The organism is Flavobacterium chilense (assembly GCF_001602525.1).
GTDB lineage: Bacteria > Bacteroidota > Bacteroidia > Flavobacteriales > Flavobacteriaceae > Flavobacterium > Flavobacterium chilense.
The window spans coordinates 52,807-77,847 of sequence record NZ_LSYT01000010.1 but is presented as its reverse complement, the minus strand read 5'-3'; the positions used below and the strand labels follow the sequence as shown (position 1 = coordinate 77,847).

At 30.9% G+C, this 25,041-nt stretch carries 22 protein-coding genes; 6 read left to right on the top strand and 16 right to left on the bottom strand.

The genetic code is table 11. The features are described 5' to 3' along the window. Positions 1-7 precede the first annotated feature (7 nt). The 4 genes from A4F88_RS20905 (at position 8) to A4F88_RS20890 (ending at position 3,399) form a co-directional block, all read left to right on the top strand. Positions 8-1,492 carry a peptide MFS transporter gene (locus A4F88_RS20905; RefSeq protein ID WP_068844715.1) on the top strand — a complete coding sequence of 495 codons (1,485 nt, stop codon included), beginning with the start codon at positions 8-10 and terminating at the stop codon, positions 1,490-1,492. A 52-nt stretch (positions 1,493-1,544) separates the two neighbouring features. Then, positions 1,545-2,012 carry a thioredoxin family protein gene (locus A4F88_RS20900; protein ID WP_068844885.1) on the top strand — a complete coding sequence of 156 codons (468 nt, stop codon included), beginning with the start codon at positions 1,545-1,547 and terminating at the stop codon, positions 2,010-2,012. Positions 2,013-2,236: 224 nt separating this feature from the next. Next, positions 2,237-2,689 carry a thioredoxin domain-containing protein gene (locus A4F88_RS20895; RefSeq protein WP_068844884.1) on the top strand — a complete coding sequence of 151 codons (453 nt, stop codon included), beginning with the start codon at positions 2,237-2,239 and terminating at the stop codon, positions 2,687-2,689. Between the two features lie 266 nt (positions 2,690-2,955). Further along, a complete protein-coding gene (locus A4F88_RS20890; protein ID WP_068844714.1) occupies positions 2,956-3,399 on the top strand; it encodes a thioredoxin domain-containing protein in 444 nt (147 codons plus the stop codon). A 71-nt stretch (positions 3,400-3,470) separates the two neighbouring features. Here the strand turns inward: A4F88_RS20890 and A4F88_RS20885 are convergent, their stop codons facing one another. The 5 genes from A4F88_RS20885 to surE form a co-directional block, all read right to left on the bottom strand. Next, positions 3,471-5,516, bottom strand: a complete 2,046-nt coding sequence (locus A4F88_RS20885; protein WP_068844713.1) for a ComEC/Rec2 family competence protein — start codon at positions 5,514-5,516, stop codon at positions 3,471-3,473. Positions 5,517-5,572: 56 nt separating this feature from the next. Beyond that, complete coding sequence (locus tag A4F88_RS20880) at positions 5,573-6,058, bottom strand: C40 family peptidase (protein WP_068844712.1); 486 nt, start codon at positions 6,056-6,058, stop codon at positions 5,573-5,575. Between the two features lie 12 nt (positions 6,059-6,070). Continuing rightward, positions 6,071-7,189, bottom strand: coding sequence for a lipid-A-disaccharide synthase (gene lpxB, locus A4F88_RS20875; RefSeq protein WP_068844711.1), 1,119 nt, complete (start codon positions 7,187-7,189; stop codon positions 6,071-6,073). A gap of 70 nt (positions 7,190-7,259) precedes the next feature. Beyond that, the gene (locus A4F88_RS20870; RefSeq protein WP_068844710.1) at positions 7,260-7,532 is read right to left on the bottom strand and encodes a hypothetical protein; all 273 of its coding nucleotides are present in this window, start codon (positions 7,530-7,532) and stop codon (positions 7,260-7,262) included. After that, a complete protein-coding gene (gene surE / locus A4F88_RS20865) occupies positions 7,525-8,304 on the bottom strand; it encodes a 5'/3'-nucleotidase SurE (RefSeq protein WP_068844709.1) in 780 nt (259 codons plus the stop codon). Before surE ends, A4F88_RS20870 begins: the two co-directional genes overlap by 8 nt. A 216-nt stretch (positions 8,305-8,520) precedes the next feature. Between surE and A4F88_RS20860 the strand changes: the two genes are divergently transcribed. After that, positions 8,521-10,704 (top strand): carboxy terminal-processing peptidase, encoded by a 2,184-nt coding sequence (locus tag A4F88_RS20860; protein WP_068844708.1) that lies wholly within the window; start codon positions 8,521-8,523, stop codon positions 10,702-10,704. Between the two features lie 100 nt (positions 10,705-10,804). Then, positions 10,805-11,590 (top strand): DNA/RNA non-specific endonuclease, encoded by a 786-nt coding sequence (locus A4F88_RS20855; protein ID WP_068844707.1) that lies wholly within the window; start codon positions 10,805-10,807, stop codon positions 11,588-11,590. Here the strand turns inward: A4F88_RS20855 and rpe are convergent. From rpe to A4F88_RS20800, 11 genes are all read right to left on the bottom strand, one after another. Further along, the gene (gene rpe / locus A4F88_RS20850) at positions 11,567-12,229 is read right to left on the bottom strand and encodes a ribulose-phosphate 3-epimerase (protein ID WP_068844706.1); all 663 of its coding nucleotides are present in this window, start codon (positions 12,227-12,229) and stop codon (positions 11,567-11,569) included. The two genes, A4F88_RS20855 and rpe, sit on opposite strands and share 24 nt — an antisense overlap. 349 nt (positions 12,230-12,578) lie before the next feature. Continuing rightward, complete coding sequence (locus tag A4F88_RS20845; RefSeq protein ID WP_007804760.1) at positions 12,579-13,442, bottom strand: sigma-70 family RNA polymerase sigma factor; 864 nt, start codon at positions 13,440-13,442, stop codon at positions 12,579-12,581. A gap of 120 nt (positions 13,443-13,562) precedes the next feature. Further along, positions 13,563-15,290 carry a hypothetical protein gene (locus A4F88_RS20840; protein ID WP_068844705.1) on the bottom strand — a complete coding sequence of 576 codons (1,728 nt, stop codon included), beginning with the start codon at positions 15,288-15,290 and terminating at the stop codon, positions 13,563-13,565. Continuing rightward, positions 15,278-16,501 carry a DUF4249 domain-containing protein gene (locus tag A4F88_RS20835; protein ID WP_068844704.1) on the bottom strand — a complete coding sequence of 408 codons (1,224 nt, stop codon included), beginning with the start codon at positions 16,499-16,501 and terminating at the stop codon, positions 15,278-15,280. Before A4F88_RS20835 ends, A4F88_RS20840 begins: the two co-directional genes overlap by 13 nt. 6 nt (positions 16,502-16,507) lie before the next feature. After that, complete coding sequence (locus A4F88_RS20830; RefSeq protein ID WP_068844703.1) at positions 16,508-19,246, bottom strand: TonB-dependent receptor; 2,739 nt, start codon at positions 19,244-19,246, stop codon at positions 16,508-16,510. Between the two features lie 18 nt (positions 19,247-19,264). Then, positions 19,265-19,984, bottom strand: coding sequence for a hypothetical protein (locus A4F88_RS20825; RefSeq protein ID WP_068844883.1), 720 nt, complete (start codon positions 19,982-19,984; stop codon positions 19,265-19,267). 195 nt (positions 19,985-20,179) lie between these two features. Further along, the gene (locus A4F88_RS20820; protein WP_068844702.1) at positions 20,180-20,431 is read right to left on the bottom strand and encodes a hypothetical protein; all 252 of its coding nucleotides are present in this window, start codon (positions 20,429-20,431) and stop codon (positions 20,180-20,182) included. 198 nt (positions 20,432-20,629) lie between these two features. Further along, entirely contained in the window at positions 20,630-21,376 is a 747-nt protein-coding gene (locus A4F88_RS20815; protein WP_068844701.1) for a LytR/AlgR family response regulator transcription factor, read from the bottom strand. Between the two features lie 143 nt (positions 21,377-21,519). Next, positions 21,520-23,250, bottom strand: a complete 1,731-nt coding sequence (locus A4F88_RS20810; RefSeq protein ID WP_068844700.1) for an ATP-binding protein — start codon at positions 23,248-23,250, stop codon at positions 21,520-21,522. 146 nt (positions 23,251-23,396) lie between these two features. Beyond that, positions 23,397-23,825: a hypothetical protein gene (locus A4F88_RS20805; RefSeq protein ID WP_068844699.1), complete on the bottom strand. Its 429-nt coding sequence runs from the start codon at positions 23,823-23,825 to the stop codon at positions 23,397-23,399. 237 nt (positions 23,826-24,062) lie between these two features. Then, positions 24,063-25,025 (bottom strand): hypothetical protein, encoded by a 963-nt coding sequence (locus A4F88_RS20800; RefSeq protein WP_068844698.1) that lies wholly within the window; start codon positions 25,023-25,025, stop codon positions 24,063-24,065. Positions 25,026-25,041 lie beyond the last annotated feature (16 nt).

Below are 25,041 nucleotides of genomic sequence, written 5' to 3'. Positions count from 1 at the left end.
TAAATAAATGGAGCAGAAAGTCACTTTAGAAGAAATTCAAAATTTTAAAGGCAATTACCCAAAGCAATTGTGGTATTTGTTTTTTGTTGAAATGTGGGAGCGTTTTTGTTTTTACGGAATGCGAGGTGTTCTGGTTATTTTTATGGTAGATCAGCTTTTTCTAAAAGAAGATCATGCCAGCGAACAATATGGTGCTATTCAGGCCTTTGTATATGCCTTTACTTTTATTGGGGGTATTTTTGCTGATAAAGTTTTAGGATTTAAAAAATCATTGTTTTTTGGAGGGATCGTTATGATTCTGGGGAATCTTTTAATTGCTGTTGCGCCCCATGATTTCTTTTATTATGGAATTGCTTTCTCTATCATTGGAACAGGTTTTTTTAAACCTAATGTTTCTTCAATGGTTGGAGAGTTGTACCACGAAGACGATGGCAGAAGAGATGCAGGTTACGGAATGTTTTATGCCGGTATAAATGTAGGCGGACTTTTTGGTGGTGCCTTGTGTGTTTATCTGGGGAAATATTATTCATGGCAATTATGTTTTTTGTCTGCTGCAGTAGTAATGTTTTTAGGTTTGGTAACGTTTTTGTTTACTAAAAAACACCTTGGACCAATTGGAGATTCTCCTTTATTGAATTTAGAACCGGCTAAAAGAAGAATTCGTGAAATTGCCGTATATGCTATATCTATATTAAGTTTACCATTCATTTTTATAATGGTAAAAAATACAGATTATACAGATTACTTCATGTATACAATTGGTATAGTTGCGGTTTTATATTTTGCCTATGAATTGGTTAAATTAGGAGACGTAAAATTGCAAAAAAAGCTTTTTGCAGCATTCTTATTTGTCTTCTTCTACTTTTTGTTTAATGCAATTTATGAGCAAAGTGGTGGATCATTGTCGCTTTTTGCAAAAGATAATCTTACTGATAAATTGTTGTTTTTTACAATTGATCCCAACGTGGTGAACAATAGTTCTAATACCTTTTTTGTTGTAGTTTTAAGTCCTATAGTTGGATTGTTATGGCTTTGGCTGGCAAAAAGAAAATTAGAGCCTAATACGCTAATTAAATTTGGAATTGGATTTTTATTCCTGGCGGCTTCTTTTTATATCTTTTACCTAACTAGATTTTTTGCTGATTCAAAAGGTGTTGCGTCATTGAATGTATTTACATTTGCTTATTTGGTAACTACAATTGGAGAGCTTTGTTTGGGGCCAATCGGAATGTCAATTATTACAAAACTGTCCCCAAAAAGATTGTTTGGAATGATGATGGGACTGTGGTTCCTGGCAAGTGCTTTTGGGCAATTGGCAGCAGGAAAACTAGGCGCTGAGATTTCAAGATCAAACACAGGTGATACATTGCTTTCTAAATTACAATCTTATACAGAAGGATACTATCAACTGGCTATTTATTCGCTAGTTGCCGGAGTTGTTTTAATTGCAATTTCTCCAATTATTAGAAAATTAATGCAAGAAGTAAAATAGACGACATTTTGTAATTCTTTTTTTGTTTAAATTTGTTGAAAATAAAATAAAAATGAAAAAAATATTTTTAATAACATTGTTTTTAGTTGGAGCATTTGCAACGCAGGCACAGGAACTAAAATGGTATACTGATGTAAGAGAGGCAATTACTGTAAGTAATAAAGAACAAAAACCATTGTTAATGTTTTTTACCGGAAGTGATTGGTGTGGTTGGTGTATTCGTTTACAAAATGAAGTTTTAAAAACTCCTGAGTTTAAAAAATGGGCAACAGATAATGTTATTTTGGTTGAACTGGATTATCCTAGAAGAACGCCACAAACACCGGAGCTTAAAAATCAAAATAACGAATTACAGCAAGCTTTTGGTATACAGGGTTTTCCAACTGTATTTTTTACAAGTGCCGAGTCAAAAGATGGTAAAGTAAATTTTAAAGGTTTAGGACAAACAGGTTATGTTGCCGGAGGTCCGACTGCCTGGTTAACAGTTGCAGAAGGAATTGTGCATCCAAAAAAATCATAAAAAGAAAAAATACTTTAAAAAAATAGATAAAGCTCCCTGCGTAAATTGTAGGGAGCTTTTTTTGTTTAGTAAGAAAACTTAATCACTAATTTTGCTTAAATTAAATATTTGGTATTTTATTATAAATAAAAAAACATATAATGTATTTTTTGTATTAATAAAAATTGGAAAATTAAAATAATATGTTAATTTCGTCTTGCTATACTAACCAAAAACGAATTAATATGACCAAAAAATTACTTATCCTACTATTCTTTTTCGGTTCATTTTTTATGCATGCACAAAATCTAGTTTGGAGAACAAACATGACAGATGCTATCGCAATTAGTAATGAACAAAAAAAACCAATGCTAATTCTATTCACTGCCTCAGGTGTACCAGAAAATCTTCAGAACGAAATATTTAAAACTCCTGATTTTGCAGTCTGGTCAAGAGACAACGTTATTTTAGTAAAACTTGATTTATCAGACATTAATGCAGATGACAGTGATAAAGAACAAAATATAAAATTAAAAAATGCATTTGGAGTACAAGATCTGCCGGAAGTTTGCTTTGCAAGTGCTTCTGTTCGAAAAAACAAAACTACATTTAGTGCCTTAGGGAAAATTGCTTACAAACCTGGAGGTGCTAAAGCATGGATCGCAGAATCAAATGCAATTTTGCACCCAAGTGAATAACTAAATTTAAATTAATTTATTTAGTTTAATTTGTAGATTCCCTTTTTGCTTCAGAGTAGAAAGGGATATTTTTTTTGAACAATTCTTTATTACGCAATATGATATTGCTATTTATGGAGTGATTTTTTTTCATTTCGACAAAAAACTGAAATTTTATTGGTGATTTGCTGTTTTTGTTAATTTTTTGTCATTTTTTGTTTATATAAAGCTTGTTTGGTGTGAATATTATGTTAATTTAGTCGCATTAACCTACTAAAGAATTTATTATGACCAAAAAACTACTTATCCCACTATTCTTTTTTGGTTCATTTTTTATGCAGGCGCAAAATTTAGTTTGGAAAACTAATATGAATGATGCCATTGTGATGAGTGATGAACAAAAAAAACCTTTACTAATTTATTTTACTGCGTCTGGAGTATCGACAAGAATTCAGAGTGAAGTTTTTGTAACTCCTGATTTTGCGGTTTGGTCCCGTGACAATGTTATTCTGGTGAAGCTGGATTTGTCTGATGCCGAAATATCTGATAATGTTAGAGATCAAAATGTAAGACTGAAAAATTCTTTGGGTGTCCAGGAGTTGCCTCAAACGTGCTTGGTGTTTGCTTCGGTTAAAAAAGGTAAAACTACTTTTAACAATGTAGGCCTTGTCCCTTTTAGAGGAGGAGCAAAGATTTGGATCTCTGATGCTAATTCGCTTTTAAACCCTTAAGATAAGCTTCTAAGTTTACGGTATAGAAAACCTTTTCATTGTCAAAATGAAAAGGTTTTTTTGTGATTCTGCTATTGGTTTTTATCAAATTTATAAAAGCCATTTTCGCTTGTGGCATGAAAAGAAATTCCCTTTTTAGTACAACTTGTTTTCCATGCTTTTTGGATAGCATAAGAATTTGAAGCATCTGAAATTATTACTCGGGGATGTAAATCCTGTAAAATACGATCCAGGTTTATTTTTGGAGACTGAGTTAATATCAGTATATCCGGTTGAATTTTACTTTCGTAGATACCGGAACTGTCAATGATTAGGATTTTTTGTTTATCAAAATATAAAACATTTTTGATTTTAGAAACGGACTTTAGATTGCCGAAATTTCCAACGATATAAGAATTTAAAACATTGTTTTTTGATGTTTTTACAGAAAGGGTGTCGTTCGAGTAAATAGAAATGTTTTTGCCAGCTCTTTCAGAAATTAAAGTGCTTTTCTTTGTATTGTAAATAACCATCTCATGTTGGCTTTCGATCTCTTTTTTGGTATAAATCAAAGAAAGTTGTGCCAGAATTATAGAGATCATCATAATGATGAACTTGTTATAATTCGGTTTTTTCCACCAAATAATGATAGAAATAATCATAAGGTAGAAAGTAAGCAGATAATAAGAATTAAAACTGATATCCCGTATTACAAACCATTCAAACGAAGCAACCCAATGTATGGTTTCATTAAGGAGATAAATACTTTTCTCGAAAATTTCGATCAAAAATAATGGAGGAGGATAAAACATCGCAAGAATCATTACTACAATACCGGCGATCATGATAAAAGATAAAATTGGGATAATCACAATATTGGTTACAAAAAACAATCCGGGAAATTGATGAAAGTAATACAGACATAGCGGAAGTGTGCCTATTTGAGCGGCAAAAGAAACAGTTAATGCATTCCAGATGTATATCGTGATTTTGTGTTTTGGTGTCCAGATGTTTTTTAATAAAGGCTGTAGCCATACAATTGAAAACAAAGCGATGTAACTCAATTGAAAACCAACATCAAATAAAAAGTACGGTTCAAAAAGCAATATTAATAAAAGCGAAACCAATAAAGTGTGATAAATATTCCCTGTTCTTCGTAAATGATTGCCAACTGCTAAAAAAGAAAACATGACTACTGAACGCAAAACAGAAGGTGATAATCCTGAAATTACCGCAAAAAGACTTAAGGATATTAAAATAGAAACTAATTTGATGAAAGAACCTTTGCGTGTATTTGGAATTGGTCTTAAAATAAAATTAATAAAAAGCATAATAAAACCTACATGTAACCCTGAAACTGATAATATATGTGTGGCACCTGAATATTGATAATCCTGAATAATATCTGATGAGATTTCTTGCTGTTGTCCTAAAATTAAAGCTAAGGCAACATTCATTTCAGCTTTATTAAAATTTGATTTCTCCAGATTTTGAAGTATCTGCGAATGTAAAAGCCCTGAATAATACCAAATGTCTTTTTGAACGTTTTTGTTTATTGAAATTTCAGCTTTATTTAGGTAAACCTGAGCGTAAATTTGTTTGTCAGAAAGATATTTACTGTAATCAAATTGATTGGGATTTTTGTTGGATTTGTTAGGCTGTAAAATAGTACGCGCTTTTATGATGCTGCCAATTTTTAACGGACTTTTAATACTGTCTTTTTGAATGTTTACGATAATCCTGCCTGAATAATGATCATCATTTATAGTGCTGATTAAGGCAGTAAACCTATCGTTGTAACTATTACTTTTTAATTTTTCGCGTAAGGTAAAAGTAATAGTCTGAGGAGTTTCGAACGCTTTTTTGAAATGAATATAATTAGAACTTTGAAGCGAATCGGTATGGGAGATAAGAGTTAAGCTTCCTATGAGAAATGAAATATAGTAAGTGGCTATTCCAAAGAAAGGAAGTAGCTTTTTACTTTTTTTTGATAAAAAATAAACTACTGTAAATACAATTAATCCAAAAATAAACGCAGGAGCAATTATTGTAATTGCAGGTTGACAATAATAAGAAACTAAAATACCAATGATAAACCAAATTGAAATTTTGGTTAAAGGGAAATCTAATACTTTCATGATCTAAAAGTATTAAAAAATATGTAAGAAAAAAGATATATTTCGATTAATTCATTCTATTCAACAATTCTGTTGATTTGGGCAAAGGAATTTTGATAATAGGGTTCTTTTGTAGAAGATATAATAACTCCTTTTGAAGTAGAAGAATGAACAAATTTAATCTCGTTCGAATTAACTTCAACAATCAGGCCCACATGATTAATTTGTTTGCTTTTATTGGTTCTGAAAAAAATTAAATCCCCTTTTTGAGCATCACTAAATTTAATGACTTTTCCAACTTTTGCCTGTTCAAATGAATTTCTGGGTAATTTAATATTCTCAGATTCAAAAGTCGTAAACACCAATCCTGAGCAGTCGTAACCACTTTTTGTTGTTCCGCCAGCTTTGTATCGAACACCAATATTATCAGTAGCGTGTTCGATTAAATTGTTGACAATATATTTGTGCTCCCGTTTCGATTCATTTTTACTAACCGAAGTAGAAGTTGATTTACAGGAAGCAAAAACGATTGCTATAAGGGCTAAAAGGTATATTTTCTTCAAAACAAAAATGTTTTAAGCTTGCTTTAAATCGGATACAATAAGTTTTGCTGTTTTTTTGCTGGCACCAACTCCGCCTAACTTTTGTTCCAGAATGTCATAATTCTTTAATAGTTTTTCACGATAATTTGGCTCAAGTAATTTCTGTAGCTCCTCTTTGATGCGTTTAGTGTTGCATTCTCCCTGAATTAATTCAGTAACAACTTCCTCATCCATAATTAAATTAACAAGCGAAATATATTTTAAAGTAATAATACGTTTTGCAATTTGATACGAAATTGAACTTCCTTTGTAACAAACCACTTCCGGTACTTTGAAAAGAGCAGTTTCCAGTGTTGCCGTTCCGGATGTTACCAAAGCGGCAGTCGAAGAACGAAGTAAATCGTAAGTTTTATTCGAAACAAATTTGATGTTTTTATTACTGATAAATTGCTGGTAAAACTCAAAATCCTGACTTGGTGCACCTGCGATTACAAATTCATATTCCTGAAAATCATTAACAACACTTAGCATAACGCTTAGCATTTTAGTAATCTCCTGTTTGCGGCTACCGGGTAAAATAGCAATAATAGGTTTTTCGCCCAATTGGTTTTCTTTTCTAAATACAGCTTCGTCAAATGCAGGCTGGTTTTGAATCGCATCAATTAAAGGGTGCCCAACAAAATCTACAGGAAAATGATGTTTATCTTCGTAAAAGCTTTTTTCGAAAGGTAAAATCACAAACATTTTATCCACATCGTGTTTAATTGCCTTAATACGATTTTCTTTCCACGCCCAAATTTGAGGAGAAATATAATAATGAGTTTTATAATTTAAAGCCTTAGCCCATTTTGCGATACGCATGTTAAAGCCCGGGTAATCAATAAAAATTAAAACATCGGGTTGAAATTCTAAGATGTCTTTTTTGCAAATCTTTATATTGTTTAAAATCGTTTTTAAATTAAAAACAACTTCAATAAAACCCATAAAAGCAAGTTCTTTGTAATGTTTTACCAAAGTTCCACCAACTTTTAGCATTAAATCTCCACCCCAAAATCTAATTTCGGCTTGAGGATCTTCCTCGTATAAGGCTTTCATTAAATTTGAACCATGCAGATCTCCAGATGCCTCACCGGCTATTATGTAATACTTCATATTGATTTTTTTGAAAAGAATGATTCTGTTGTTTAAACACAAAAGAATTTTTGCAAGACAAATATAAGATTTAAATAAATAAGGTCGAAATAGCCAGAACAATCACAGCAAGTACAACACCTCTTGCTATAAATTCTTTATTTCTTTTTAGAAGAATTAAAAAAACAGCAAGATCTAAAGTAGTACCTATAGTAATTACTTTTCCTAAATAGCCAAGTTCTCTTATCTGTTGAATACCAGTCGAAATGTCAAATTTTGTAAAAAAAGTGATGAACAAATAAGTGCCTAATAACGATGTGAAAATTCCAATTATAAAACCAATCAATAAGTCTTTTTTATTCATTTAATTTCCAGGTATTAAGTTGTTGAATAGAATGATGGGCAGTAAGGTCAAATTGTACAGGAACTACAGAGATATAGCCATTTTCTAAAGCCCATTCGTCTGTATCTTCACCTTTGTCTTCATTAGTGAATTTACCAGTAAGCCAGTAATAATCTTTGCCCGAAGGAGTTTGTCTTTTGTCAAATTTCTGCGCATAATAAGCTTTCGCCTGACGGCAAATTCTTATTCCTTTAATATCTTCTTCTTTTAGTTTTGGAAAATTAACATTGAGCACAACACCCGGAGGCAGTTTGTTTTTAAGAGTTTCTAAAGTAATTTTCTTAACGAATGATTTTATTTGTTCAAAATCGGCATTCCAGTCAAAATCCAATAAAGAAAAACCAATTGCCTGAATGCCTTCAATTCCTGCTTCAACTGCTGCACTCATTGTGCCGGAATAAATTACATTTATAGAGGAGTTTGAGCCATGATTAATTCCCGAAACACACAAATCAGGCTTTCTCTTTAGTATTTCATTTACTGCCAGTTTTACACAATCAACAGGAGTTCCGGAACAGCTGTATTCTGCTACTGCATCATCCTCTTTTGAAATCTTATCAAGAAAAAGCGTATTGTTTATGGTTATAGCATGGCCCATTGCACTTTGAGGTTTGTCCGGAGCCACCACAACTACTTCGCCAATAGTTTCCATGATACTTATTAAAGTTCTGATTCCGGGAGCTAAAATACCATCGTCATTAGTAACTAATATTAGAGGTCTTTCATTTTTCATACTAATAAATTATGATTTTTGTTTGTGGAAAGTGGTTCGTTTTAAAAACAAATGTAGTGACAGATTAGGGGAGAATACTAACAAATAAAATAAAATTTGTCAACTAATTTGAAGAAGATTATGGGGCATCAAACATTTTTATATCTTTAACAAAAAATTATAGTGAACTTGGCTTTGTTGGCATAGTTTTTACCGTAACTTAGATTAAAAAATTTGATGAATGCTATTATTAAGTTTATGAAAAGAAATTATAAAATACTTATAGCCGTATTATGCTTGTCTTTAACCTTATTTGCTTTTAAAATAAATGCAGACAAAACAGTTGATCCGGATCCAAATAGAGATAAAACGCTTTTAGAATTATTAGCATTTGTTATTGAAAAAGGACATTACAATCCTGCAGAAATAAATGATGAATTCTCAAAAGGAATTTTTAAGGATTATATTGAAGCATTAGATCCTTCAAAAAGATTTTTCCTGCAATCTGACATTGACGAATTTAAGCAATACGAATTGCAACTGGATGATCAGTTTTTGAATAAAGATTTAACATTTTTCAATCTTACTTATACAAGATTGATGAAAAGAATGGAAGAGAGCAAAAAACGCTATAAAACTATTTTAGCGCAACCATTCAATTATGATGTTGATGAAACATTCAATGCAGATTACGATAAGTTGCCATATGCAAAAAATGCAACAGAGATTAATGAAAGATGGAGAAAACAAATTAAGTTGTCTACATTGTCTTCTCTTGTGACCAAACAAAAGTTAGAAGAAGATAAAAAGAAAACAGATCCTAACTATAAAGTGAAATCTTTTGAAACTTTAGAGAAAGAAACCCGTGAAAGTTCATTAAAATCTTTAGATGATAACTTTAGTTTGATCAAAGATTTAAACAAAGAAGATTGGTTTTCTGTATATGTAAATTCAATCATGACACGTTTTGATCCGCACACAAGTTACTTTGCTCCGGAAGAAAAAGATCGTTTTGATGTTAATATTAGCGGAAAATTAGAAGGAATTGGTGCAAGATTAACCAAGAAAAATGACTTTACTCAAATTGATGAGTTGATTTCTGGCGGACCAGCCTGGAAAGGAAAACAACTTGAAGCGGGAGATTTAATTTTGAAAGTAGCACAAGGAAACGAAGAGCCTGTTGATGTAGTGGGAATGCGTTTGGATGATGTTGTGAAAAAAATTAAAGGACATAAAGGAACTGAAGTAAAACTTACAGTTAAAAAAGTAGACGGAAGCATTAAAGTAATTTCTATTATCAGAGATGTAGTTGAAATTGAAGAAACATATGCTAAATCCAGTATCGTAGAGAGAAATGGATTGAAATACGGAGTAATTTATTTACCTAAATTTTATATCGATTTTGAAAATAAAGATGGTCGTGATGCCGGAAAAGATATCGCTCTTGAAGTTGAAAGACTGAAAAAAGAAGATATTAACGGAATCGTGCTTGATGTACGTGATGATGGTGGTGGATCTTTGTCTACTGTAGTTGATATTGCTGGTTTATTTATCGAAGAAGGACCAATTGTTCAGGTAAAATCTGCAGGAAAAAAGAAAGAAGTTTTATACGATAAAGATAAAAAAATCGAATGGGACGGACCACTAGTAATCATGGTGAACAGCTTCTCGGCTTCGGCTTCAGAGATTTTGGCAGCAGCAATTCAGGACTACAAACGTGGCGTAATCATTGGTAGTAAACAAACGTATGGTAAGGGAACTGTACAAAATGTATTGGATTTAAATCAATTTGTTCGAAATGCAAATTATGGAGATTTAGGTGCTTTGAAAATTACAGGTCAAAAGTTCTACAGAATCAATGGAGGTTCGACTCAGTTAGAAGGAGTTCATAGTGATGTTGTTATGCCGGATCGTTATGCATACTTAAAAATGGGAGAGCGTGATATTGATAATGCAATGCCATGGGATAAAATTGATCCAGCCGATTACAGTACTTGGAAATCGAATGAGAATTTTACAAAAGCCATTGAAAACAGTAAAGCAAGAATTGCTCAGAATGCTCAATTCAAGTTAATTGAAGATAATGCAAAATGGATTGATGTTAAGAGTAAAGAGAATACTTATAGCTTAAATATTAAAAACTTTAAAGCTACTCAGGAACAAGTTGAAAATGAAGGTAAAAAATACAAACCAATTTCAGATTATAAAAACAATTTGGTTTTTAAATCTTTACCTTATGAAGAACTGGAAATGAATAGCGATGCAACTTTAAAAGAAAAAAGAGATGCGTGGCATCAGGCATTGGCTAAAGATGTTTATGTAGAAGAAGCATTAAACGTTTTAGATGATTTGCAAACTAAAAGTGTAGCTAAGAACACAAACCCGGGTAAAATCAAAAGAGATAAATTAGTTAAATCTTAATTATATAAAGAATTTAATTTGTTATTAAAACGCTCCAAAAAATTAATTTTTTGGAGCGTTTTTTTGTAAGTTTATATTTGAAGTAAAAAGTAATCAATAAATGAAAAGATATATTCTGTTAGGATTGATAGGATTTGGATTGTTATCATGCAAAAAAGAAATCAACGGTCAAAAGGATTTAAATAATGAGAAAAGCCAAATCCCTTTTGTTTCCGGTCAAAGCGCTACGGATTCATTATATACAACGGCTTATTTGCCTACTTCTACAACAAATCAAATTGTAAAACATCAATATTATACGTTGTCGTATAATGAAAAATTTGAGCAGGCAGAATGGGTAGCTTATGAATTAAAGAAGGAATATCTAAAAGATGCAAATTATAAGCGTCCTTATTTTATAGAAGACCCAAAAGTAACAACTGGTTCTGCAGATTGGAGAAATTATAAAAACTCAGGATATGATAAAGGACATCTTTGCCCGGCTGGTGATATGGAGTTTAATCAAAGTGCTTACAACGATACTTTTTACACATCGAATATTTCGCCGCAAGATCACGATTTTAATAGCAGAATCTGGAACCGACTGGAACAAAAAACACGTTATTGGGCTAGTAAATACAATGATATTTATGTAGTTACAGGTGGAATTTTGAAAGATTCTGATAAGAAAATAGGGACAGAAAAAGTGGCTGTCCCTAAATATTTTTATAAAATTATTTTAGCTAAATCAGGAAAGGAATATAAGGCAATTGCTTTTTTAGTCCCAAATCAAGATAGCGAGAAGTCACTTTATGATTTTGTGGTTCCAATAGAAACTTTAGAAAAAATGACTGGAATTGATTTCTTTCCGAATTTGAAAAACTTAAAAAGTAGTCAGAGCTTTTAACTCAGTAACTGTTTGAGTTGGATTTTCGGCTTTAAATACAAAGCTTCCTGCAACCAAAACATCAGCTCCGGCTTCTACTAATTGTTTTGCATTTTTGCTTGTTACACCGCCATCAATTTCAATTATTGTCGAAGCATTTTTACGAGTAATCAGATCTTTTAGTTTTTTTACTTTAGTATAAGTGTTCTCAATAAATGATTGACCTCCAAAACCTGGATTTACACTCATAATACAAACCAAATCAATATCGTTAATAACGTCTTCTAACAAGTCAATATTAGTATGAGGATTAATGGCAACACCTGCTTTCATTCCTTCGGCTTTGATGGCTTGTAATGTTCTGTGAAGATGTGTGCAGGCTTCATAATGTACTGTTAAACCATTAGCGCCTAAGTCAGCGAAGGTTTTAATGTATCGATCCGGATCAATAATCATTAAGTGTACATCAATATATTTATTTGCATGTTTAGAAATAGCTTCTAAAACTGGCATTCCGAAAGAAATATTCGGAACAAAAACTCCATCCATAATATCAATATGAAACCAATCAGCCTGACTGTTGTTGATCATTTCGATATCTCGTTGTAAATTGGCAAAATCTGCCGCAAGAACTGAAGGAGCGATGAGTGTATTTTTCATTGTGTAGTTGTGTGTGTTGTTTTTTTGCAAAGATAATTTTTTTTAATCGCAAAGTCCGCAAAGATTTACGCAGAGTTCGCAAAGTTTTATGTCAAATATTTGATTGGATTATAAAGTTCACAAAGCTTTGCGGACTTTGTGTTTTTTATAAGATTCAAAAGATAAAAAAGCCTTGCGGACTTTTCGGTTAAAAAATAAAATAAAAAACTCCGGTAATCAGCCGGAGTTTCAATCATCAATCAAAAAACGAACAGTCAATCAAACTGTTGTTTACGTTACAAAGGCTTCAAGTTTTATGTTTCAGGTTACTCAAAGCAACCTGAAACTTTAAACCTGAAACAAATATTATTTATCCTAAATAGGTTTTAAGGATTTTACTTCTAGAAGTGTGTTTTAATCTACGGATTGCTTTTTCTTTAATCTGACGAACACGCTCACGAGTTAAATCGAAAGTTTCTCCAATTTCTTCTAAAGTCATTGGGTGTTGGTCGCCAAGACCAAAATACAAACGAACAACATCTGCCTCTCTTGGGGTTAATGTTTCTAAAGAGCGTTCGATTTCAGTACGTAATGATTCGTGAATTAATTCTCTGTCCGGGTTTGGAGATTCTCCAGAACGTAAAACGTCATAAAGGTTAGAATCTTCCCCTTCAACAAGAGGTGCATCCATTGATAGGTGACGACCAGAGTTTTTCATAGACTCTTTTACGTCATTTACAGTCATGTCTAGTTCTTTTGCAATTTCCTCAGCAGAAGGTGGACGCTCGTTAGATTGCTCTAATAAAGCATACATTTTGTTGATTTTATTGATAGAACCAATTTTGTTTAATGGTAAACGAACAATACGGGATTGTTCTGCCAAAGCCTGAAGAATCGATTGACGAATCCACCATACGGCGTAAGATATGAATTTGAAACCACGAGTTTCATCAAAACGTTGAGCAGCTTTAATTAAACCTAAGTTTCCTTCATTAATTAAGTCAGGAAGAGTTAATCCTTGATTTTGATATTGTTTTGCCACCGATACAACGAAACGTAGGTTGGCTTTTGTTAATTTTTCTAATGCTCTTTGATCACCGGCTTTTATTCTTTGTGCTAATTCTACCTCTTCATCAGCGGTAATTAGGTCAACTTTTCCAATTTCTTGTAGGTATTTGTCTAACGATGCAGTTTCACGATTGGTTACCTGCTTGGTGATTTTAAGTTGTCTCATGTTATTTGTCTCCTCAATTTTTAAGTGTACAAATGATTATACGTACGAAGTATCAAAAAAGTTACAACGAAGTAAAAAATATTTTAAAATTTATCTTTTTTTCTTGATACTGCCAAAGCCTTAATTAATAATAGGGTCTTTTATCTCTATAAAATCTTTAATGAAAACCGGTTTTCCACTAGTAGAACATCCTTCAAGCACTATCTCAAACTTACCTGATACATCTGATGCATAAAATGTGATTTTTGAATCTGAATTGCCTAAATTAACTTTTGGCATCCATAATAACTGATGTCTGTAATCAGGAATTCTCGCATTTTTATTGTCTGCATAATCTGGCTGAAAATATTCCTTTTTAGACTGAGGTCTCAATAATTTAGGTCTTAAAATAAAACTGCCTTTTAGTTTGGTGTCATAATCTCCGTTTTTTGTAGTGAATACAACTACACCATTAAAAGATTTTGCTCCATAATAGTAAATTCCCTTAACAACATTAACTTTATAAATATTTTTAGGATTGTAAGCAAAAAGCTCGCTAAGATCTTCTATAATTAATCCGTCAACAACGATTAAAGCAGGTAACTCTGATTCATAGTTTGGATCATAATCATAAACGTGAATAGAGTAATTGTTTTTGTTTTTTGTAAAATAGGTACCATAAACAACTTCGGTTATGGTTTCTTCCATGGTTGGGAATCTTGTAAAGGCATCCAGTTTGTATTCTTTTGATAAATTACCATAAAAAGGAATTGTATCAGTTGAAGCCAGTAAGCTATCTTTCTTAACATTATAATAAGCATTCTCAATTTGACTTGAAATCAGTCTTTCAGATATGTTTTGTTTAAAATCAGAATCGAACTGAAGAGTGGCAAATGTTAGATTTGAGAAATCAATTTCTTTTTGTTTGTCAATTTCAACAGTATAATCCTGTTTGTTATCTTCAATAATCTGAACAATTATATTCGAACCAGGATTTGGCTTTTCCAGATTAAAAATAAATCTGCCTTCAGTATCTGTTTTAGTTAGCTTTAAATTGTTGTTTTTACCTACTATAGAAAGGGCAATTTTTTTGTTTTTAACATCGGAACCTTTAGAGGATATTTTCCCGGAAATTATTTCACCACGTAATTCTGGTAATATAAAATCAGTGTTTTTTATTTCGTTATCAAAATTTTTATTAGAATTGACTGTTTCAAAGGTTGGTTTATTCTCAGATAGGAAACCATCTTTTTTTCTAATTGAAAGTGTATAATTACCTTTTGCAAACTCGTCAGAACTTGTGTTGATTTTCAATTCTATCAAATCTCGGGTTTTATATTCTTTGTTTTTTAAGTCAAAAGAGATGTTTTCGTTAGTTTTGATTTCTCCTGTAGCAGATTGTTTTTGAGAGACTGTATTGGTTAGTTTTTCCTTGTACGGATTAACAATATAAATATCAATATTACAATATTCAGGTGCCTTTTTATTGAGCATCCAGTTTGTATATCCTATCAGTTTATAGTTCCCGGTTTCCAGGGTTGTTGGAATAAAAAAATCACCATTGGCAGTGCCATTCTCTAAAAAGAGTTTATGAGTAAAAACAGTTTTTTTATTACTGTCTACAAGTTGTAAATAAGCGACCTTACTATAATCTGATATTGTATTTGTTGATTTATTGATACAAAACATTTTATATAAAAGAATTTCTCCTGTCAGATATGAATTGGTATTAGTGCTAACATAAAGTGACTCATTTAGTTTTCGGTCTATTTGGTTCAGTTCAGTGACAGTACTGGTTTTCTGAGCAAAGGAAGTTTGCTGAAAACTAACTGTTAAAGCTATAATTATTATATGTTTTAATCTATCCAAAATGATGGTTTTATGTTTGATGAAAATGAAGTACAGTCTCCGCATTCGATAGGGTATAAGATATAATCTCCGCTTTCGTCAGGGAAATATGTTTTTAATCCTGTGCCGAGTAAATCAAGTATTATATTACCTTGACAGTCAGGTGGGCCAAAGCAATATGTAAATATGTAATTTTTGACATCTCCATCCGGAATCGGGGCAGGGCAATTATATTGATAAGGAGGGATTAATTGTCCGGGAAGAACATCTGTAAAATTGAAAAATAATCTTTTTTCTGAATAAGAAGAAACATCAAAATAGCCAATTACTTTTTCTCCCGGATTGTCAACGGGGTTGATGTTGCCGTAAAAAAAGCCAGGTTGAGTTTGTGATAAAATACTTCCTGTATTTGATATTTCTTTTAGAGTTTCAAAAAAAGTATGGGCTGCCAGACTTTGAACGTATTGTTTTACTAAAATACTATATCTGCTTCTAATGATTGGATCATTACTGCTAATAAATCTAACAGGAAAATCAGTTACTTTATCTTGGGCAAGTTGATTGGTATTTGTTAAGATTAATTCATTTGATTTTCGACTTGAAAAGCAAATTCGGGCTTCTTCTTTTCTTTCTAAAAGATCGACTCTGCCTTTTGGATTTGAACCGGCAGGATACAGTACAGGAACAGCTTTTTGATAATACCATTTTGGGGCAATAATTTTATACGTTTCTTCGTATTCATATCTGTAATATCTTGAATTATTGGTAGGGTCTGAACTGTTTACAGTGATTTCTATCCCAAGTTGCCCGTTTTTTGTTATAGCATTAGATTCTAATTTATCAATTTGAGTTTGTTGGGGTAATTTTTCAGTAGTCGAAATATAGGATCTTCCATTGCTTGTGCGAATATGCAATTGATATGTACGATCCGGACTTGCCTGGAATTGACTTATAGAAACATAAAGTTGTCCACTTTCTTTAAAGTCATATTTGTTGCCAATATCATCTGTTATAAAAACTACGGCTTTGCTTTCAAAAGTGGGCGTTTTTTCTTCAAGTTTGTATGTTCTCGAAACTTTTATTTCTTGGGTTTTAAATTGATTTGTAAGGGTTGCTTCAATTACGACAGCATCTTCAAAACCATTTGCTTGATATTGGTATGGCGTTGTACAACCTAATACTGATGAAAGAATTATGGTGATAAGAGATCTATATAGGAGGCTTTTTTTCATAACCTTTTAAAATTTAAAATTATAAGTAATTGTTGGTATTGGGACAGAAAAAATAGAGGTTTTGTAGGCCTTTACCTCTCCTTCTTTTGTTACAAAAAAGATAGAATATGGATTATTTCTTCCAAGTACATTGTAAACAGAAATATTCCAGAAACTATGTGCTAATTTTTTTATTTTATGATTTCCTTCAATATTTAATCCTATATCTAATCTGTAATAATCCGGTATTCTGTATTTGTTTCGATCACTATATAGTGTATATTCAGCTCCGTTATAGTTGTATTTTCCAATAGGATACGTTATCGGTCTTCCTGTTTGATATACAAAATTGGATGAAAAGCTATAACGATGTGTGAATTTGTAATTCATCACAATACTTACATCATGAGGTTTGTCAAAATTAGTTGGAAAATAAGCTCCATTGTTTACTTTTTCATCATTAAACTGACTGTCAAGTTTTATAAACGTTCTGGAGTAAGTATAACCAATCCATCCATTAAGTCTTCCAACTGATTTTTTTAATAAAAACTCAACACCGTAAGCTTTTCCATCGCCTTGTAACAACTCTGTTTCCAGATCTTTGTTTAAAAGTAAATTTGCTCCAACTTTATAATCTAAAATGTTTTTAGATGTTTTGTAGTAACCTTCAAGACTTAATTCGATGTCTTTATAATCTAGTTTTTTGAAAATTCCTAATGAATATTGTAATCCGCTTTCTGGTTTTACATTTAAATCAGATAATTTCCATGTATCAGTTGGTGATTGGGTTGTATTGTTGGTTAAAAGGTGAATATATTGGTAATTTTTATCAAAACCTGCTTTTACAAATAAGCTTTCATCGAAAATGTATCTTAAAGCAATTCGTGGTTCAAAACCTCCAGTAGTATTAATTACTTCATTATTGCCATATTTTTTTTCTTCTATAACAGTTGAAGGCGTCTTAGGAACACCATCCTGATAAATTTTCTGAGTAGACTCTCCTAATGCAGCATATAGAGAATATCGTGCTCCGATGTCCAGTAAAAGTTTTTCGGTAATCTTAAATTTATCTGAAAAAAATACTGCAGATTCCAGTCCTTTTTCATTGTCAATTTTTATTGGAGTAACTAATGATTCTCCATTTGGACTTATTTCTCCCGGATTTACTTTGTATAATTTGCTTGATATTCCGTATGTGAATTTATGTTTACTGTTTAATTCGCTGTTAAATTTCAAACTTGCCTGAGTTTCATCTATTTTATATTTAAAAATAAACGATTCAGGATTTGCTGATTCGTAATTAATACTGAATTTATACTCACTATTAGACACATTGAATTCGCTATTGTTTTTTTCGTTAAAGGAATGTTTCCATTTTAAAGAAACAAGGCGATTGCTGTATTGATATAAAGAATCAGGAGTTATAGTGTATTTGTCTTTACTATAATAACCTGTCCCTTCAACTGAATTATTTTTGTTTATTTTGTGCGTATATTTTGCAAATAAGTCATAAAATGAAGCCTGGCTATTTTTTAGATTTTCATCATCTAATGATTTTAAAATCCAATCCGAATAGGTTGCTCTTCCTCCTACTAATAAACTTGCTTTTCCTTTTACAACAGGAATTGAAGCAGTAAGATTACTTGTTACCGGACCAATTCCTCCTTCGCCGGAAATTTTTTCGGTATTACCATTCTTGGAAGTGATATCAAAAACAGATGATAATCTGCCTCCAAATTCTGATGGTATGCCTCCTTTATAGATGTCTACTTTGTTTATAGTATAAGGGTTAAGCGAAGAGAAGAAACCAAAAAGGTGAGCAGGATTGTATATTGTTCCGTTATCTAGTAACATTAAGTTCTGATCTTCTTTTCCTCCACGCACATTAAATCCAGAAGAACCTTCGCCAGCAGTTTTTATCCCGGGAATTGTTAACGCAATTTTTAATACATCTCGCTCTCCAAGTACTAAAGGAACAGTTTTTACACCTTCGGCTTCAATTGTAGTAACTCCTGTTATAGCTGTTCTAATATTTTGACTATTTTTTCCTTTTACAACAACTTCTTTTAGCTGATTTATTTTTTCAATGATAGAAAAGTCCAAAGTTCCATTACTGTAAACCATTATTTTACGGGATGTATTGTTGTATAATAATGATTCAATTTCGATTGTGGCAAGTCCTTCAGGGAGTTTCAAGCTATAAAATCCTTCGCTGTTTGTAACAGTTGTGATGTTAGTGTTTTTTACTTTGACTGTTATGTCTGTTAAATGTTTTTCGTTTTTTAAATCGGTTATGTGACCAGAAATAGTGTATAAATCTACGTTAGAACCTATGCTTTCTTTGCCAATTAATGCAATTGGAGCTGTTTCTTCTGTTTTGTTCTTTTTGACAGAATCGTACTGCTGAAAAAAAACAGGAATGTTTTTACCATTAGGTTTGTTATTATCAAACTTATCGTTGATAATACTGTTTTTTGTTAAGATGATTTTATTCTTGTCAATAAAAAAGTTAAGGTCTGTATCTTCAAAAACTTTGTTTAATACCTCTTGTATGTTCTTATTGGAATAGCTGCCTGATATTAAAACATTTTTATCGAACCAATTTTCCTGAAAGTAGAATCGATAACCAGTCGAAGTTTCAATTTTCTTTAAAACCTCGATCCTGTTTATATTGCTAAAACTAAGATTAACATTGTTCTTTTGATCTTGTGAATAGATTAATTGATTAAAACCGAAAAATAATAGGAGTATGGTAAATATTCTCATTGGGATAACTTCACTGATTTAATTAATAGACTTTAATAGATTCTTCATAAATAGCGGGGGATTATCCTTTTTTAGACTTCTGTAATCAAAATAAAAATCGTTGATTTTCTTTTTATCATTTGGGAATAACAGGATGATTTCCTTTTTATCATTTATTTGATAAAATTTGTTTTCTCTTAATAAAATGAAATCATATTTGGGAGCAAATTCTATTAAATCAATCTCGGCTTTATTGATTTTTTTCTTCTCTTTATAATGTTTAATAAAAAGAGTTGTGCTATTCTTAATTAGTACTTCTTCATAATATCCTTTTTTGAAAGGAATTGAATTAGTCATTTTTAAATTAACAAATTTCTCATTTCTTATTTTAAATGAACTGACGTTTTCTTTAATAAGGTTGACTTTTGTAGTGTTTGACTCGCCATAAGGTTTTAAAATTAGCTCATCGCTATAGGTGTCGTAATTTAATAATAAATCAAAATAATCCTGATTGTTATAACGGATATTTCCTTTTTCGAAGTTTTCAGAAATATAATAACGATTTTGGTTATTGGATATTCTGTCAAAATTTAAATGAGCTGGTCCATTTTCAAAATCTAATGATTCAATACCTATATTGGAATCAAACCAATTGTACACAGAAGCAGTTTCGTTATTGGTTTGGCAATAGGAATTAGAAATGTTTGAGATTATCCCAAATAGAATAAGATAAAAGAGTTTTTTTTGATTTTTTTTCAAAGGATTGGCGGTTTGATTTTGGTTTAAGGTTTTCAAAAATATCAAAAAAAATGTTAATTTGTAATATATAATTGTTAAAAATTGTTATTTTTTGGTTGATAATAAATTTAAGAAAGCTTTTTAAAAATAAAAGCACCCAACTTTAAATATAAAGTTAAGGTGCTTTTGCTGGAAAAAGGGGGCAAAATTTATGATCTAATCTGAATAATCATCAGAAGTGTTTAAAATATCGTCGAATATTTTTTTTAGGGATTTTATGTATAATGGAAAGGCAACAATTAATAATATATATTCTTTTCTTAGTACAGTAACATCGTCTAAAATCTCATATAAACTCGGAATAATTAATGTTAATGAAATAGCAATACCAACCCAAGGATTATTTTTTATTTTTTTAAAAATCGATAAAATCTTCATGTCTAGTTGTCTGTTTAGCGCGATTCTCATTTATTTTAATTTTGATTTGAGGTTTCTTGGAGGTAAAAGTAAATTTCATTTTTTGGTATGAAATTTAAAATGTCACGAAAGCCGTTTTTCTTGTCATGAAATTTCAAAAAACCTTTGTGAATGGTTGTGTTTATTCTAAAAACAAAAAAATCCTCCCGAAATAGAGAGGATTTATGATCGTATTGTGAGTTGATGTTATCAGGACAAAATATTCATTTTTTTTAAAAAATCTTTGTAAGTGTCGCTTAGATTAATTTTGTGATCTCCTTTAAGGATGATAAGATTGTCTGCGAGGATGATCTCTTCAATTTTATCCGTATTTACAATGGTATTTCGATGTGTTTTTACGAATTTGTTTTTGTCTAATAAATTACTGATTTTGGTTAAGGATATCTGAATCACAAATTTTTCTTTCTCGGTAATAATATTGCAGTAGCGTTCTTCAACTTCGATATATAGAATTTCGTTTATAGCTACTTTTTTTAGGGAATTTTTTTTCTTGATAAATAAATAATCATTGGTAACTACAGTATCTTGTTCTTCGCTCATAAAAACATTTGGCTGAGCATAAAACTTTTCTAGCGCCATTTCTATGGCGTATAGAATCTCGAGTTCATTAAAAGGTTTTAATAAAAAACTAAAAGGTTTGGTAAGTTTTGCTCTTTCAAATATCTGACGATCCTGAGAACTAGTCAGAAAAACAAATGGTTTCGATGCATTTGGAATAATGTTAATCGATTCAGCAAATGTTATTCCATCAGGTTTGCCATCCAGAAAAACATCGATAATTATGATGTCTACTGTACTTTCGTAAAATAATTTTAAGGCTTCAGCAAAGCTTTTGGCAACTCCTGTAACAGTATAGTTGTTTTGAAGCAATACTTTTACCAAAGCATCACTTTGTTCCGGAGTATCTTCTATAATTAATACATTAATATTATCCATTGGGTATTTGTTTTTGGAGAAACAAGTATCTTCTTTACAAGACTTTTGAAGTAGTAAAGTTAAACGATTATTATAGAAATAAGAATCGTTTAGGTTGTATTTTTTAATGTCAATTCTTAGAAAAAGTTATTATGGCATAATCCTTAAACAATTGTTTTCGGAAATGTCAGGATCATTTTAGTTCCTTTGTTAATCTCACTTTCAATGGCTAATGTTCCGCTATTTTTTTGAATCATTTGTTTACACAATTGCAAACCTAAACCTGTTCCTATAATCTCAGAGTTAGCTTTTTTGGCTAGTAATTCGCTATCCGTAAGTAGTTCTTTAATTGTATTCTCGGTCATTCCAATTCCGGTATCTTCAATAATGAGTTGACAGAAACTTTCGTTTGTATCTTGACTGTAAAACTTTATCTGACCGTTTTGATTAGAAAATTTAATAGCATTATCTAATAAATTTCGAAGTACGATTTTTAGAGAATCCAGATCGACAAAAATAAATGTATTTCTTGAAACCAGATTTTCAAAAATAATTTCTTTGTCTAAAAGTAGGGGCTTGTAGTTGTACTCAATTTGCTGTACAATAGAATACAAATGAACTGATTCTTTATGAAAATACAATTGTTTGGTTTGTAGCATTGCCCAGTGCAGTAAATTGTCTAACAAGCTATAAGCGCCATTTGCAATACTACTGTTTTGAATGATAAGCTGATGCAGCTCATCATAATTTTTGGTTTCGAGTGTTGCGGCTAATTTAGCATTGCTTGTTTTTAAGGCGTTTACCGAAGATCTTAAATCATGGCTTACGATAGAGAATAATTGATCTTTGGTAGCATTAAGTTCGTCAAGTTTGTTTTTTTGGAGTAGGATCGTTTTGGCATTTCTTACTTTTTGACCATATAAGTAAACCGCTCCGGTTAAAATTAATAATAAACCAATGGCGGCAAAAAACAAACCGTTACGTTGTGTATTTTTAAGTTTGTTTTCGACTTCTAAAACTTTAATTTGCTTTTGTTTTTGAGCTACAGCAAACTTTTTTTCAAAATCGGCAACTGCCCATATTTTATTTTGATTGTTAAGGGAGTCTTTCCAGTCTTCTGATTCTTTTCTGTATTCTAAAGCCTTTTTGAAATTACCTCTGTTTTCTTCAACAACAGCCATATTGAATGCTGTAGTTTGTTTTAAATCAAAATCCTTTATATTTTTAGACAATCTATAGGCTTTTTGAAAATAGTATATAGCTTGTAGGTCTTTATATTGGGCGTAATAAAAATTTGCAATATTTATATTAGATCGAACTACACCTTTTGTAATTTGTTTGGGATTTAAAAGGGCATCTTTTGTAAAATAAGATTCCGCTTTAGTAAATTGGTTTAAGTGTAAATAACATATTCCAATATTTGCATATAGGTAGGCTATTTCACTATCGTCTTTGTGTTTTAAGATTCCTTTTTCAGCCTTTAGATAATGAATAATTGCTTTCTTAAAGTCCTTTTCGTAGTAAAACAATATTCCAATATTATTATCTACTAGATAATAATATTGGAAGGATTTGTTTATTAAGTTAAATTCTATATAGGCTTGTTTATAAAGTCCTTTTTTTTTAAACGCTTGTCCTCTAAAATAATGACAATAATCCTTAGTTTCTAAATCAATGCTAGAGTTCAATTGCTTCATTGAATATACTAATGTCGAATCCCATTCTTCTTTAAAAAAAAAGTATTGCGCTTTGTTAAAATATTGTCCATTTTTTAAGGAACTTCCTTTTTTTTGGATTGCAATATCAAAATAGTTTGAACTTTTTTCTTGTTGCGAGAAAATTATTAGTGGTAAAAAAAGCAACAGTAAAAGAAAATTATATTTTTTTTGAGTCATTACTAGCATTTTATAAAATCACTAAAAAAGGATTGTATTAATGATTTATGAATTGTAAGTTTGATCATTATATATTTACCACAAAATGATATTCATTAATAAAAAATGATTTAAACCTAATGGGTATAAAGAGACATTTTTTTGAATTAATCATTTACACTTGTCTTTGTACCTCTAGATATTTTTGGATCCTCGCCATCTCCACCTCCAACAATAGTTGACGAAACCGTATATTGTAAATAACAAATGACTTCTGTGATGTCTCCAACAGTTTCTGATGTATAATCTGTTTCTACATAATAAACATCATAAGTGTCCGGAGAGTCCTTGTCCCACTCGTAGTCAAAATAAATGGTGAAAGTATCACCGTCTTCTGATACTGATTGTACAGTTGGCTTTTCTGGCTCTTTAGGGTTGATGTATAAGGTGGCGCAGATTTTTAATGTTTTTACTCCGTCATTATCATAAAAGTTTGCTGATGCCAAAGGAGGAATAGGATAAGTTAAATTTTGGATGTCTTTAAATTCAAAATCCAGGGTGTTGATTTTTTTGTTTTGCTTAACTTTTAAAGTCATAATAGGGGGTTTAAGGTTAATAATTATATTTTTGGTGGGTTAAAGGTATTTTTTTTCTTTCAAAAAGAATACTAAAATTCGTGTTTTTTTTAGTTTTATTCCCGTTAAAAAAAAACGACAACAAAACTTTCAATTTAAAATATTTATTTGATTTGTTAAATAACAAAAAATAACTCCAATTCAATTGTTTGAATTGGAGTTATCTGTTTAATAATTAATTAGAATAAACTTGTTGTTTTAAAATAACAAATCAACCTGAGAGTTTATTTTTTCTTTGTAATAATCAATTTTCCGGAGAGCACGATTAAAAAATAAATTTTGCTCCTTAATTCCTGATTGTCCTAAGGGTTTAGAATTGATTATTTGCTGTTTGAAAAACTGATGAACATTTTTACAGCTGTCTTTGTTATCAGTAATAAAGTACCCTAAAAGAGTATAAGGCACAAACATGGTTAGTTTTTCTTCCGCTTCAATCAACATGTTGTTGTTTAAAAGTATAAGTTCATTGTAATAAATAGAAAAGTTGTTATTAGGTGTATTACATTTTTCCTGTATCAAAAGTATAATTCTTTTTAAATCTTTACAGAGTGCATTCGCATTTTTCAGGTTAAGAAGACCAGCTTCATAAAAATATAAAATTTGCTGTAAGCTGCTGTTTATGGTAGTGTCATTCCAGATTTCATTTACAATCGTTTTTTCATAAACATTTTTTAATCTTTCCATGTATTGGGCAAAAGACTCTTCGATTACAAAATTTTCAAAAGAGACTTTTTTCTGGTTTGTATTTAAAAGATTCAGCCAGACAAAAGCTTTGAATTTGGATAATATCGTTCCTTCCATAAAATAAAATAGCGGAATATCTTTTGCAGAATAGTATAATATAGTATTTGGATTTTTGGTTAATACATCGATTTGTTCTGCTGAAGATTTGAAATAGTGAAGCATGTCTTTTAATGTTTCTATTTCAATTGTTTTTTCGATAATAACCTTTTCTTTTTTAGAAAATAAGTTATCAAGAGAAATGCTAAAGTGATTGGCTAATTTGATAGTTTCATCAATAGAAAACTTGCTCTTTCCGGATATTCTTCTGTGTGAAGCGTCGTAGCTGATTTCCAAAACAGCTGCAATTTGATCTATAAGCGAAACTGACTTAGGAATTTTGTTTCGTATTGCCTTTAAAAATGATTCCTGATATTCCATAATTTGCGATAATCAC

Excerpts from the sequence above, each read along its gene's own strand:
- A4F88_RS20905 (WP_068844715.1), top strand. The coding sequence starts at position 8 with ATGGAGCAGAAAGTCACTTTAGAAGAAATTCAAAATTTTAAAGGCAAT.
- A4F88_RS20900 (WP_068844885.1), top strand. The coding sequence starts at position 1,545 with ATGAAAAAAATATTTTTAATAACATTGTTTTTAGTTGGAGCATTTGCA.
- A4F88_RS20895 (WP_068844884.1), top strand. The coding sequence starts at position 2,237 with ATGACCAAAAAATTACTTATCCTACTATTCTTTTTCGGTTCATTTTTT.
- A4F88_RS20890 (WP_068844714.1), top strand. The coding sequence starts at position 2,956 with ATGACCAAAAAACTACTTATCCCACTATTCTTTTTTGGTTCATTTTTT.
- A4F88_RS20885 (WP_068844713.1), bottom strand. The coding sequence starts at position 5,516 with ATGAAAGTATTAGATTTCCCTTTAACCAAAATTTCAATTTGGTTTATC.
- lpxB (WP_068844711.1), bottom strand. The coding sequence starts at position 7,189 with ATGAAGTATTACATAATAGCCGGTGAGGCATCTGGAGATCTGCATGGT.
- A4F88_RS20870 (WP_068844710.1), bottom strand. The coding sequence starts at position 7,532 with ATGAATAAAAAAGACTTATTGATTGGTTTTATAATTGGAATTTTCACA.
- surE (WP_068844709.1), bottom strand. The coding sequence starts at position 8,304 with ATGAAAAATGAAAGACCTCTAATATTAGTTACTAATGACGATGGTATT.
- A4F88_RS20860 (WP_068844708.1), top strand. The coding sequence starts at position 8,521 with ATGAATGCTATTATTAAGTTTATGAAAAGAAATTATAAAATACTTATA.
- A4F88_RS20855 (WP_068844707.1), top strand. The coding sequence starts at position 10,805 with ATGAAAAGATATATTCTGTTAGGATTGATAGGATTTGGATTGTTATCA.
- rpe (WP_068844706.1), bottom strand. The coding sequence starts at position 12,229 with ATGAAAAATACACTCATCGCTCCTTCAGTTCTTGCGGCAGATTTTGCC.
- A4F88_RS20845 (WP_007804760.1), bottom strand. The coding sequence starts at position 13,442 with ATGAGACAACTTAAAATCACCAAGCAGGTAACCAATCGTGAAACTGCA.
- A4F88_RS20835 (WP_068844704.1), bottom strand. The coding sequence starts at position 16,501 with ATGAAAAAAAGCCTCCTATATAGATCTCTTATCACCATAATTCTTTCA.
- A4F88_RS20830 (WP_068844703.1), bottom strand. The coding sequence starts at position 19,246 with ATGAGAATATTTACCATACTCCTATTATTTTTCGGTTTTAATCAATTA.
- A4F88_RS20820 (WP_068844702.1), bottom strand. The coding sequence starts at position 20,431 with ATGAGAATCGCGCTAAACAGACAACTAGACATGAAGATTTTATCGATT.
- A4F88_RS20815 (WP_068844701.1), bottom strand. The coding sequence starts at position 21,376 with ATGGATAATATTAATGTATTAATTATAGAAGATACTCCGGAACAAAGT.
- A4F88_RS20810 (WP_068844700.1), bottom strand. The coding sequence starts at position 23,250 with ATGACTCAAAAAAAATATAATTTTCTTTTACTGTTGCTTTTTTTACCA.
- A4F88_RS20805 (WP_068844699.1), bottom strand. The coding sequence starts at position 23,825 with ATGACTTTAAAAGTTAAGCAAAACAAAAAAATCAACACCCTGGATTTT.
- A4F88_RS20800 (WP_068844698.1), bottom strand. The coding sequence starts at position 25,025 with ATGGAATATCAGGAATCATTTTTAAAGGCAATACGAAACAAAATTCCT.